Source organism: Terasakiella brassicae (assembly GCF_014641495.1).
Classification (GTDB): Bacteria; Pseudomonadota; Alphaproteobacteria; order Rhodospirillales; family Terasakiellaceae; genus Terasakiella; species Terasakiella brassicae.
Window position 1 is genome coordinate 16,397 of sequence record NZ_BMHV01000020.1, and the last position, 12,866, is coordinate 29,262.

At 48.5% G+C, this 12,866-nt stretch carries 11 protein-coding genes; 4 read left to right on the forward strand and 7 right to left on the reverse strand.

Annotated elements, in window-relative coordinates; genetic code table 11:
* Positions 1-18: 18 nt before the first annotated feature.
* Entirely contained in the window at positions 19-2,214 is a 2,196-nt protein-coding gene (locus tag IEW74_RS13060; protein ID WP_188665964.1) for a tetratricopeptide repeat protein, read from the reverse strand.
* 111 nt (positions 2,215-2,325) lie between these two features.
* Here IEW74_RS13060 and recO point away from each other — a divergent pair, with 111 nt between their 5' ends.
* From recO to bioB, 3 genes are all read left to right on the forward strand, one after another.
* Positions 2,326-3,042 carry a DNA repair protein RecO gene (recO, locus tag IEW74_RS13065; RefSeq protein WP_188665966.1) on the forward strand — a complete coding sequence of 239 codons (717 nt, stop codon included), beginning with the start codon at positions 2,326-2,328 and terminating at the stop codon, positions 3,040-3,042.
* A gap of 59 nt (positions 3,043-3,101) precedes the next feature.
* Positions 3,102-5,333: a DNA topoisomerase IV subunit A gene (parC, locus tag IEW74_RS13070; protein ID WP_188665968.1), complete on the forward strand. Its 2,232-nt coding sequence runs from the start codon at positions 3,102-3,104 to the stop codon at positions 5,331-5,333.
* Between the two features lie 179 nt (positions 5,334-5,512).
* The gene (bioB, locus tag IEW74_RS13075; RefSeq protein WP_188665970.1) at positions 5,513-6,511 is read left to right on the forward strand and encodes a biotin synthase BioB; all 999 of its coding nucleotides are present in this window, start codon (positions 5,513-5,515) and stop codon (positions 6,509-6,511) included.
* A gap of 118 nt (positions 6,512-6,629) precedes the next feature.
* Here the strand turns inward: bioB and IEW74_RS13080 are convergent, their stop codons facing one another.
* From IEW74_RS13080 to IEW74_RS13100, 5 genes are all read right to left on the reverse strand, one after another.
* Positions 6,630-8,201 (reverse strand): TRAP transporter large permease, encoded by a 1,572-nt coding sequence (locus tag IEW74_RS13080; protein ID WP_188665972.1) that lies wholly within the window; start codon positions 8,199-8,201, stop codon positions 6,630-6,632.
* A gap of 2 nt (positions 8,202-8,203) precedes the next feature.
* Positions 8,204-8,749 carry a TRAP transporter small permease subunit gene (locus IEW74_RS13085; RefSeq protein ID WP_229734355.1) on the reverse strand — a complete coding sequence of 182 codons (546 nt, stop codon included), beginning with the start codon at positions 8,747-8,749 and terminating at the stop codon, positions 8,204-8,206.
* 116 nt (positions 8,750-8,865) lie between these two features.
* Complete coding sequence (locus IEW74_RS13090; RefSeq protein ID WP_188665974.1) at positions 8,866-9,960, reverse strand: TRAP transporter substrate-binding protein; 1,095 nt, start codon at positions 9,958-9,960, stop codon at positions 8,866-8,868.
* Between the two features lie 168 nt (positions 9,961-10,128).
* On the reverse strand, positions 10,129-10,851 hold the full coding sequence (locus IEW74_RS13095) for an arginyltransferase (protein ID WP_188665976.1): 723 nt from the start codon (positions 10,849-10,851) through the stop codon (positions 10,129-10,131).
* Between the two features lie 18 nt (positions 10,852-10,869).
* The gene (locus IEW74_RS13100; protein WP_188665978.1) at positions 10,870-11,385 is read right to left on the reverse strand and encodes an RDD family protein; all 516 of its coding nucleotides are present in this window, start codon (positions 11,383-11,385) and stop codon (positions 10,870-10,872) included.
* A gap of 145 nt (positions 11,386-11,530) precedes the next feature.
* Between IEW74_RS13100 and IEW74_RS13105 the strand changes: the two genes are divergently transcribed.
* Complete coding sequence (locus IEW74_RS13105) at positions 11,531-12,004, forward strand: flavin reductase family protein (protein WP_188665979.1); 474 nt, start codon at positions 11,531-11,533, stop codon at positions 12,002-12,004.
* Here IEW74_RS13105 and IEW74_RS13110 read toward each other — a convergent pair whose 3' ends face one another.
* Positions 12,005-12,784 (reverse strand): enoyl-CoA hydratase-related protein, encoded by a 780-nt coding sequence (locus IEW74_RS13110; protein WP_188665981.1) that lies wholly within the window; start codon positions 12,782-12,784, stop codon positions 12,005-12,007.
* Between the last annotated feature and the right edge of the window lie 82 nt (positions 12,785-12,866).

Sequence of the window (12,866 nt, forward strand, 5' to 3'; positions counted from 1 at the left end):
CTTATTCCTTATGTTATCTTATTGTTGAGTAGTAAAACGATCCAGTTCCAGCCCTAAACGGGCAAAAACATCCGCCCAATCCCCATGCGCCGATTGACGGTACAGTTTCACAGACGGATACCACAGACTTGTGACAGCTTCGCCCGCAACAGGCAAGCCCCAACGCCAATCAACCGCATAAGGTAACACCATCCAGACAGGTTTGCCCATCGCCCCGGCCAAATGCCCAACGGCCGTATCACAGGTTATAACCAAATCCAGTGCTTCGATCAGGGCGGCGGTGTCGGCAAAATCCAGCAAATCCAAACCGTAATTGCGCACGACTTTGGAAAGCTGCGGGTCCGTCAGAACATCTGCGCCGTCCCCCACCTGCAAGCTGAAAAAATCGATATTGCGCATGTAAAACAGACGTGAAAACGGCCAAATTCCAGGGGAGCGGCGCGGATCCTTGCGATACTGGCGATCCCCTTGCCACACAAGGCCAACCTTTGTGCCCTCTGCCTCTTTAATCAAGCGATCCTGCCATTGCGCTACATCACGCTCCGCAGCTTTCAGATAAGGTGTAAAGGCAGGTAAATCATCGGGTGAACGAAGCCCGAGTAAGCCCGGTAAACTATTTACAGAAGCCCGAATATCATGGCGGGGCAAGGGCGTATCTTGCGGCACAACGCCGTCCAGACCATCCAATGGCGCAAACAAGCGGGCCAAATTTTTGGGACAGGCGAGATAAACTTCCCCGACATATTTCTTCACCAAAGGGACAAAGCGGGCAAATTGAATCGCCTCGCTAAAACCACCTTCGGTGTATAAAACTATTCTTTTGTTTTTAGCCGGTTGTCCATCCCATAAAGGCGCATCATCGCCCCCCCTGGGTAAGACACAATGATAATGGGGTAGTTGAATGCGACTTTCATAGGCTGTCCAACCCTCGGCCCAATCCCCGTTTTGCAACAAAATCTGGGCTTTACGGAAATCAACTTCCGCATCTTTCGGGGCTAAGTCCTGTGCTTTTAAAATATACTTCAAAGCACGTTTGGCATTTAAATCATCCTGATAGGCTAACGCCAATTCCAGGCAGGGGCGAACCTCCATCGGGGCGAGTTTTGCGGCCTTTCCCAAACACTCAATCGCATCCAGAATGTCGTTATCTTCACGCATAACAACACCAAGGGCACATAGGCTTTCCCAATCACCTGCATCAATCTGTACGGCTTTTTGGCAGGCTTGGCGCGCTTCCTGTATCTGCGCGAGATTGAGTAAGGCCAAGCCACGCCGCGCATGCGCTTTGGCCAGCATAGGACGGTTTTCAAGGGCGCGTTCGTAACTTAAAATCGCACCGTCATATTCTTCTTTGCTAGACAGGCAGTCCCCCATCATAAGATAGGCTTCTGCATGATTTCCATCCAACTTGGTTTCGCGGCGCAAAACAACAAGGGCACCATTCCAATCCTTCAACTGCATCAATTTTGCAGCCGATTTCATATGAATATCATTTCGCCCTTTGCTGTGTTCTGAAGCCAAAAGAAAATGTTTACGCGCACGTTGCGTATCCCCGACAGCCAAAATTAACAAGGCATAAAGCAAATGCGCCTCGGCATAATCCGCTTTGATTTCAAGGGCTTTCTTTACATGTTCACGCGCTTGATCCCGGTTGCCAAGACGGGCTTCAATGGCCCCGGACCGATAAAAGGCTTCAAACGAATCTGGCCATTTTTCTAAAATATAGCGATATTGCTGAACAGCCCCCTGAATGTCGCCATTGCGTTCCAACAGTTGCGCCCGCCCGATATGAAAACGTACGTCATCCGGGGCAAGGTCAGCGGCGCGTTCATACGCCGCATTTGCCCGTTCAGAACGCCCCAATAAGGTGAGGATTTCACCGAGTTTACCAAAATAAGCCGCGTTATGCGGGTCTGCCTCAATCGCGCGTTCGATCATGGCAACCGCATCCATTTTCAACCCCCGTTCAAACGCGGCAACGCCCAACAGGTAATTTGCATCCGCATGATCAGGGAACTTTCGCAGAATATCACTGTAGATCTGAACCGCTTTTTCCATTTTCCCTTTCTTATGGGCGCGAATGGCAGCCGCTAAAGACAAGGAAACAGCAATGGGAATAGGAGCGTGCGTTGCTTTATCCTCATTGGAATCAACGCCGTTTGTGGCATGATCATTTTCTTGCGCTTGATCGGTCAAGCCGGAAAATGCAGACACGTTCTTCACCCCGTTTACTGAATTTCATCACTTTAAGCTTCCATCATATGAAATCATAGGCCATGTTCCCATAGTGTTTTTTAACTTTTTTTCTTTTTTGGCCTTACGACAATGATCTGGTCCGACCTCGGCATCGTTCTCTCCACACGAAAACATGGCGAAAACAGCATTATTCTATCTGTTTTAACGCGCCAGCATGGCCGCCATAACGGACTGGTACGTGGCGGGGCGGGAAAACGGTTATCGGCAATCGTTCAACCCGGCAACTTGCTGCATTTGGAATGGAAAGGGCGATTGGATGAACATCTGGGGCAATTCACCCTTGAACTGGAAGAATCCTATAGCGCCAAAGCCCTGCATTCGCGTGAAAAACTAACATACCTAAATGTTGTCTGCGCCATGTGTGAAACCTGCCTTGCAGATCGTCAACCCGTTGAGGGCTTGTTCGACGCCACGTTGATCTTGCTGGATATGCTGGATCAGTCCCGTTTATGGCCTGAAATCTATCAAAGATGGGAATTAGGTCTTTTGAATGAGCTTGGTTTTGGATTGGACTTAACTTCATGTGCAGCCACAGGGCAAACAGGCGATTTAATTTACATTTCCCCCAAAACCGGACGGGCCGTCAGCCGCGATGCAGGGGAACCTTATAAAAACAAGCTTTTCCCTTTACCTCATCATCTACTTGTAGATGAGATAAAACCAACGAAAAAAGACCTTCTCAGCGCTTTTACCATCACCGGACACTTTTTGGACCGCTGCGTTCTTGCCCCGATGAACAAGAAGATTCCCTCGGCACGTACGCGATTTATTGACCGAATGAAATAGATGGTTAAACTAGGGCCAAATCTATTTGATCAAATTTTTTCCTTCATTTTCGAGGACCAATGACCAATACAAACCCAGCAGGCGATATTCGCGAAACGCGATTAGCCGATGCCTTAGGCGAGCGTTATCTCGCCTATGCCATGTCCACTATTATGTCGCGCTCTCTGCCCGATGTGCGCGATGGTCTCAAGCCCGTTCACCGGCGCTTGTTATTTGCCATGCGCCAACTCAAACTGGACCCACAGAAAGGCTTTAAAAAATGTGCCCGCGTGGTCGGGGACGTCATCGGTAAATATCACCCGCATGGCGACAGTGCCGTTTATGATGCGATGGTTCGTCTCGCACAGGACTTTGCCGTGCGTTACCCCTTGGTCGATGGTCAAGGAAACTTCGGTAACATCGACGGCGATAATGCCGCCGCCATGCGTTATACCGAAGCCCGCCTGACCGAGGTTGCAATGGCCTTGCTGAGCGGAATTGACGAAGATTCTGTTGATTTTCGCGATACCTATGACGGGGAAGAAGAAGAACCCTGTGTCCTGCCCGCAGCTTTTCCAAACTTGCTGGCGAACGGATCCAGCGGAATCGCGGTCGGCATGGCCACAAACATTCCCCCGCACAACGCAGGTGAACTTTGTGACGGCCTATTACATTTGATCAAATTCCCCAATGCCAGTATCGAAAAATTGGTCGACCTTATCCCCGGGCCCGATTTCCCGACCGGTGGCGTATTAGTCGAAGAACGTGCCAGCATCATCGAAACCTACACCAAGGGGAAAGGCTCGTTCCGTATTCGGGCAAAATGGGAAAAAGAAGAACTTTCCCACGGCATGTATCAAATCGTCATTACCGATATTCCCTATCAGGTCCAAAAATCCAAACTGATTGAAAAAGTAGCCGAGCTTCTGATTGCGAAAAAACTGCCTTTGCTGGCCGACATTCGCGACGAGTCCACTGAAGAAGTGCGCGTTGTACTGGAACCGCGTAACCGGACCGTTGAAGCCGAAATTCTGATGGAACAGTTATTCAAACTAACGGATTTCGAGGTTCGTTTCGGATTGAATATGAACGTTCTTGACGCAGACCAGACCCCGCGCGTCATGGATTTGCGCGAAGTCTTGCAGGCCTTTTTGGATCACCGCCGCGTCGTCTTGCAACGTCGTTCCAATTATCGTTTACAAAAAATCGAACACAGGCTGGAAATTTTGGAAGGCTACTTGATTGCTTTCCTCAATCTGGATGAAGTCATTCGTATTATCCGCGAAGAAGATCATCCCAAAGAAGACCTTATATCGACCTTCAAGCTGACAGATGTGCAAGCCGAAGCCATTTTAAACATGCGTCTACGTTCGCTTCGTAAGCTTGAAGAAATGGAAATCAAGACCGAACACGATCAACTCAGTGCAGAACGCGATGGTTTACAAATTCTGCTTGGTGACGAAACATTACAATGGGCGCGTATTTCCGATGAAATTCGTGAAACCAAGAAAAAATTCGGTCAAAAAACCGAACTGGGGAAACGCCGCACCAACTTTGGTGATGCCCCCAGTGCAGATATTGTCAATTTCGAAGCCTTCATTGAACGCGAACCTGTCACCATTGTCTGTTCGCAAAAAGGCTGGATCCGTGCCTTTAAAGGGCACAACAACGACGAAGCCGCCATGAAATATAAAGATGGCGACAAAGAACGCTTTATTCTGAAAGGCTACACAACGGATAAGCTTTTGGTCTTTGCAACAAATGGTCGTTTTTTCACCATCGGATGCGACAAGCTGCCGCCGGGACGCGGGCAGGGGGAACCCATCCGCCTGATGGTTGATATGGGCAATGAAAACGAGATTGTCGATATGTTCATTCACCAACCGGAACGCCAAATCTTGTTGGCCTCAAGTGCTGGGCGCGGTTTTGCCATTCAGGAAAAAGATGTCGCCGCCCAAACCAAAAACGGGAAACAAATTCTCAACCTGCAAGACGGGGAGAAAGCTAAAATATGCTTGCCTCTTACAGGCAATGCCATTGCCGTGGTTGGGGATAACCGCAAAATTCTGATCTTTAAAACCGAGGAATTGCCCAATATGGCCCGTGGTCGCGGTGTCATTTTGCAAAAATACCGCGATGGCGGTATGTCCGATGTCACAACCTTTAATCTGGAAGATGGCCTCAGTTGGCAAATGGGCGGGGATAGCGAACGCACCCGCACCGTGACCGATCTGCTGCCGTGGATCGGTAAACGGGCCGGGGCAGGGCGCTTGGCACCCACCGGGTTCCCGCGCAATAACAAATTCACCTAAGGTTTTGATCACCAATAAAAAATGGCGCCTCTGGTAAAACAGAGACGCCAAAGCCTGATATACCCACAAAAAATAAATCGGCATTCGAATACCGATTTATCTTGAAAACTGTTTTCGGCTGGTATATCTAGGTATTCAAATAACGTGGTGCGCCACTCAGGTATTATGGAAAAAAGAACATGACCCCCACTATTTCTGCTACGCCGCGCAATGACTGGACCTTGGAAGAAGTCGAAGCGCTTTTTGCCCTTCCTTTCAACGATCTTCTCTTTCATGCGCAAAGCGTTCATCGCCAAAATTTCGATCCGAACCGTGTACAGCTTAGTACGCTGTTAAACATCAAAACAGGCGGTTGTGCAGAAGATTGCAATTACTGTTCTCAATCTGCCCACCATGAAGCGGAATTAAAAGCGGAAAAGATGATCCCGTCTGCCGATGTCATCGAAGCCGCCAAAGCCGCTAAAGAAGGCGGTGCAACCCGTTTTTGTATGGGCGCGGCCTGGAGTTCCCCCAAAGATCGCGACATGCCGGAAATTCTGAATATGGTCAAATCTGTTAAAGATCTGGGGATGGACACCTGTATGACATTGGGCATGTTATCGGATAAACAGACAGAACAGCTGAAAGAAGCCGGTCTGGATTATTATAACCATAACATCGACACGTCCCGTGAGTATTACGACAAGGTTGTCAGCACACGTACATTTGATGATCGTCTCGCCACATTGGATCGCTGCCGAGACAATGGCATTAAACTGTGCACAGGCGGTATCATTGGCATGGGCGAAACGCGCACAGATCGTGCGTCCATGATGGTAACCTTGGCAAACCTGCCCAAGCATCCGGAAAGTGTGCCGATTAACATGCTGATCCCGATCGAAGGCACACCGTTTGAAGCCAAAGCCAAAATCGACGATTTTGATTTTGTCAGAACCATCGCCGTTGCCCGTCTCGTTATGCCCGCATCCTACGTTCGTCTGTCTGCCGGGCGCGAGGAAATGAGCGAAGAATTACAAGCCCTGTGCTTCTTTGCCGGTGCAAACTCCATGTTCTATGGTGACAAGTTGCTCACCGCTGGTAACCAAAGCGTTTCTAGCGACCGCAACATGTTTGAGCGCCTTGGCATCCAGCCGGAAGAACACCGCGAAGGCAAACCCATGTTGGAAGCCGCCAGCTAAGCAAGCATCACAAAGAATCAAAAAAAGAGGCAGAAAGATCATAACAAATCTTTCTGCCTCTTAATGTATAAGGGCCCCTGAAATTCTTCAGGAGCCCTTTTTTCTAATCCGGCTGATCTTATCCGAAGATCACCGTTGGCAACCAGGTTGCCAACCCCGGGAACAGCGCCAGCAGGCCAAGCCCGATCATCTGAATAAGAATGAACGGGACGACACCTTTATAGATTTGCATCGTTGAGACCTCTTTCGGGGCAACACCACGCAAATAGAACAGGGCAAAGCCGAAAGGCGGTGTCAGGAACGATGTTTGCAGGTTCATCGCCATCATCACACCCAACCAGACCGGGTTCAAATCCATCATCAACAGAACTGGGGCCACAATCGGCACGACCACGAATGTGATCTCGATAAAGTCGAGGAAGAATCCCAGAACAAACATAACGGCCATCACAACCAACATGGCACCGACAACACCACCCGGCAGGTCGTGCAACATCTCGTGAACCATATCGTCACCGCCGAGGCCCCGGAAGACCAAGGAAAAGACGGAAGCCCCGATCAGGATCACAAATACCATTGAGGTGATATCCATCGTTGAACGACAAACCGTTTGCAGGATTTCCGCATCCCAGACCCGTTTCAACGCCATGATCAGGCCGTACACCAAAACCAGACAGCAAACAACGGACAGCCCAATCCCGAACATATTGGCGAGATTAATTTCGTTCATGCCAACGCGTAAGTCCATTGTATTGGTCAAAATAAGCATCACGACCAAAGACAAACCCGCCGCATAGAACGGAACACCGTGGTTTTCATCAATACGCAACCCTGCCAGAAGCAAGGCACCGATTGAACCAACCGCTGCGGCTTCGGTCGGTGTTGCAACGCCCGCCAAGATAGACCCCAAGACAGCCACAATCAAAATAATTGGTGGGATCAGGGCATGAGCGATACGTTTGCCCAAACCTTCAACATTCAGTTCTTCATCCGGAATGGCCGGTGATGTTTCCGGTTTTAACCACGCGACAATCAATTGATAGATAATATACATACCAACCAAGCCCAGTCCCGGGATCAACGCACCGGCAAACAAATCCCCAACTGAAACAGGTTCTGGCGAGTAGTTCCCCATAGCACGTTGCGCATCGGAATAGGCGTTTGAAATCTGATCGCCCAACAGAACCAAAACAATAGAAGGCGGAATGATCTGCCCCAAAGTTCCGGCGGCACAAATGGAACCACAAGCCAGTGACGGGTTATAACCGCGCTTCAACATGGTCGGCAAAGACAACAAACCCATTGTCACAACCGTAGCCCCCACAATCCCCGTCGATGCCGCCAACAAAGCCCCAACGATAGAGACAGAGACACCAAGACCGCCGCGCATGGTTCCAAACAACATTCCCATGCTGTCCAGCAATTCTTCAGCAACCTTGGAACGTTCTAACATAACCCCCATGAAAATAAATAAGGGGACGGCGATTAGAACCTCGTTCGTCATGGCGTTGCCAAAGATACGCGAGGGCAGCGCCCCAAATAGGGACCAGGTAAAAACATCCGTAGCAACGCCCATCGCCGCGAAGAAAATACTTGTCCCCGCCAAGGTAAAGGCAACAGGGAACCCCAGCATCAGAAAGCCGCATGTCACGACGAACATGGCAAGGCATAAAATTTCAGCGATTTCCATAATCAGGGCACCTCGTGTAATTCATGTTCTTCTTCCGGTACCACGACGCCCTTTAAGATCAGGAACGAGCGCAACGCCAGCCCAATACCTTGTAAGGCAAGCAGAAAACAGAATACCAAAATAACGGATTTTAAGATAAACAAAGCCTGAATACCGCTTGTCTCGACAGAACCTTCCATAATCGACCAGGACTGGTAGACATATTTCCATGAGGAATCTGCGATCAAGATGCAAACGGGTAACAGTAGGAAGACAACGCCGAAAATATCAATCACGGCCTTTTTATGAATGCTGGCTTCCCGGTAAAAAACATCGACCCTGACGTGCCCATTGTGCAACAGGGTATAACCGGCACCGATCATAAAAAGGAAGGAATGCATATAGACGACTGATTCCTGCATCATAATGGAACCAAAGCCGAAAACGTAACGCAACACTACGACAGAAAACTGGGTGATTACCATAATCACGGCCAACCAAGCGACAGTTTTACCGATCGTCTGATTCAATCCATCGATGAAACGCATTAAAGCCACAAGAAACCCCAAGGCTCTTCTCCTTTTAAAAAGAGAGTGTGTATCATCATAAAAATTTATGACTTTTCTTAGTTATTGGATGAAAAATGATGGATCGAAATAAATCCGATCCATCATTTTGTTCATCATCAATCGTATTTGAACGGCAAGCGACGGGAATCCCAGTACGCGTTCTCAGACATATCAGACCAACGCATTGCTTTCTTACGGAAGTCAGCAAAATGTTTGAAGACCTTGCCTGTCATTTCATCGCTGGCAGCCACTTCGCGCATAACTTCACCGGACGCTTCACCAATTTTGGTCATAACATCATCAGAGAATTTACGCAATTGGACACCATGCTTATTCAACAATACATCAAGGCTGTCACCGTTACGGGCATTGAATTCAGCCATCATGTAGTTGTTTTCAGCCATCGTTGCATTACGAACGATTTCCTGATGCATCGGTGACAAAGACTTCCAGACATCCAGATTCACACCGCAAGACAGTGTAGAGCCCGGCTCGTGAAAACCCGGGTAGTAGTAGAATTTGGTTGTTTTATAGAAACCAAATGCCAAATCGTTCCACGGACCAACCCATTCCGTTGCGTCAATCGCACCGGACTGAAGGGACGGGAAGATTTCGCCGCCCGGTAGTGTGATCGCCGCTGCGCCCAATTTACGCAGAACTTCGCCACCCAGACCCGGCATACGGATTTTCAGACCTTTCAGGTCTTCTACTGTATTGATTTCTTTATTAAACCAACCACCCATCTGAACGCCTGTGTTACCACAAGCAAACGGTTTTACGTTAAAGCCGGCTGCCAGTTCGTCCCACAGTTCCTGACCGCCTGCATGATGGATCCATGCATCCATTTCACCCGCTGTCAGACCAAACGGCACAGCAGTGAAGAAGTTGAATGCCTTGTGTTTACCTTGCCAATAGTATTCTGCACCGTGGTACATATCGGCTGTCCCACTGGAAACAGCATCAAACGCTTCAAGAGCCGGTACCAATTCACCGGCTGCAAACAATTTAACGGTCAACTGACCGTCTGTCATGTCCGTGATACGTTTCGCAGCACGTGCAGCACCTGTACCCAGGCCGGGAAAATTTTTCGGCCAGGTTGTAACCATTTTCAGTGTACGTTTACCGCTGGCGATTGCAGGCGAAGAAACTGCAGCCGCTGCACCAACCGCGACGCCGGAAGCAGCTCCGGCGAGAAAATCACGACGCTTCATGTGAAAACCTCCCTAATCACATTACAAATAAGAGCTCGGGATTGATCCCGAACATCGGTATTATCAAACCAATGAGAAATAATGTTACGGGAGATGCAAATGAGATGCAATGAAAAGCAGCTACCAAGTATTACTTAGTCCCTTGCATTAATTAATTTTTTCTAGGTATTAGTCGGTATCCAGCGCTACCCAAAGCCCGTCAACACAGCCTTCCAGAGGTGTGTAACGTTGCTTGTACGACATTTTACGACACTCTTTAATCAAGTAACCAAGATAGACATAGGGCAGGGCATTTTCCCGAACATGCTGAATGCACCAAAGCACCATATAGTTTCCGACTCCACTATAGGCATTATCGTTGGAGAAAAAGCTATAAACCGCAGATATACCGTCATCCAGATGATCCAACAATAACGCGGCAACCAGCTTCCCTTGGTCGCGAAACTCGACAATGGATGTTTCAACAGGTGTTTCTTCGACCATTGAACGATAATCAAAAAAGTCCATAGATGCCATATCCCCATCGGTATGGCGCCCATGTTGGTATTTTTCAAATAGCTGGAATTGTTCTTGTGTCGCTATCGGTTCACAAAACTGCGCCTGCAAATGAGAAAAACGTTTTGCACTGCGCCGCTGGTTTTTAGAAAAGACAAATTGCGCAGCATCAACACGCACCGGAATACAGGCAGAACAGTTGGGACACACCGGCGAATAGGCCATAAAATGGCTGCGTCGAAAACCACCTTTGGATAAGGCATTGTGCAAGGCATCTGCGTCCTTACCGCTCAGTTCCGTCACAATACGTCGTTCCACCTGCCCATCCAGATACGGACAGGCAAGGGGAGAGGTCGTATAGAAAAAGACTTTGGGTTTGACCCGGTCCTGACGCATGACACCCAGCTTTACTGTTTAATTATGTTCAACGTTATTCAACACCAACGTTCCTGCTAACATATCATGTAAGCAGCGTCTTTTGGTATTGAAAAGACTGACAATCAGAATCAAAAATGACGTTGGCGGTGCTGTAAAGAAAAAAACCGCCGTTTGGATAAAAGCCTGCAATATTTCCGGCTGCCCACCATCCAGACGATAGACACGAATGCCGACAAAACGCATGCCGTATGTCGCACTTTGGGGCGAAGCAATTAAAAATGTATGATAAAGGATCGGGATCAGTGCCAAAATCGCCATTAAGGGACCGAATAGCAAACCGAATGACATAATCCCGGCGATACTCGCAACAACGGCCCCAACCAACCCTAGGCTTGCACATATAATGAAATCAATCACATATGCGATAATCCGTTTGACGGAAATACCCTCATAATATTCAGGACTTTCAATCGGGTCTGGGCCTTCCGCTTTTCGGTTGGCGCGCGTCTCTTGCCACCGCGCAGACGGTGTTACAGGTCGAATTTCAGTCATTCTTTTTCCTTCGTTTTCGACATTTCGTTCTCATATATATACAATTAGGTCGCAAGAGATAAATAAACAAGTTATTGACGCAGCTTCCTTCAATCTCTATTGAATGCTTCCAAGTGACACTTACACGATAAAGAAGTATAAAGAAATGAGTATCGATCCAAGAGAGTTTAGAGACGCACTCGGAAATTTTGCAACCGGGATTACGGTTGTGACAACCCTGTGCCACGATGGGAACCCGATTGGCGTGACAATCAATTCCTTTGCCTCTGTTTCTCTGGAACCGCCGCTGGTCCTTTTTTCCCTGAAAACCGACAGCCCCTTAAGCGATTTTTTCCTGACACAAGATCATTTTAATATCTGCATTCTGTCTGAAACACAGGAAAAAGTCTCCAACCTGTTTGCTGGTCGTGAAGAGAATAAGTTCGATCAAGTTGAATGGGGGTTTGGTGAAAACGGTTGCCCCAGCCTGAAAGGGACACTTGCCGTTTTGGAATGCAAACGGGCCGAAGCCCATATCGGGGGCGACCACACCATTTTCGTTGGTGAAGTCACCCGCATTGAAATGGAAGAAAACGGCGGACCTTTATTATATTATAAAGGTGGCTATAAAACGTTTTAATCAACGTGCCTTGAAGACAGGTTTTGTTTTGTCCATAAAGGCCTTGAAACCATTCTGATAATCTTCAGAATCGCATGTTGAAAAAGCTTCGTCCAGTTCTTCTTGGCTCAATGGTTGCGGCTGCTTTAATCGACGGACCATCTTTTTATGTAAACGGGCTGCCAACGGTGCCCCTTTTGAAATACGTTCCGCACACAGGCGGGTTTCTTCTTCGACTTCCCAGTCTTCCACAATCCGGTTAATCAACCCGACACGCAGGGCATGGGGCGCATCTATAACACGGCCCTCCAGCAGCAGTTCCAGCATCACAGCCGGGCTGACAAGGCGTAAGATCGCATCCAGTTCAGGATAGGCCAACGTATGACCCAAGCGATTAATCGGCACACCAAAACGCGCACTTTCACCCGCAATGCGCATATCACAGGCACAAGCGATTTCCAAACCACCCCCCGTGCAGGCCCCCTTGATCATGGCAATGGTCGGGTGCTGACATTCTTCAATCGCCTGAACGGTACGTGTGACAACCTCGCCATATGCCTTCGCCTGCGCTGCGCTGGACCTTTGTTCTGGAAATTCCGATATATCGGCACCGGCGGCAAAAGCTTCATCGCCCGCACCGCGCAATATCAGGCAGCGCAAAGTATCATCTGCGGATAAATCTTCGATCACATCGCCTAACTGCTGCCATGCCGGTTTGGTCAAGGCATTGCGTTTATCGGGATTATTTAAGGTAATTGTTACCGTTTCACCATCGCGTTGGACTAAAATCGGGTCAGTCATTGTCTTTATTTTCTCCGCACGTTCTAAAATTGTTTGACGAACAAACTATCAAGTTTGCAAGATAAGGCAAATTGTTTGCACA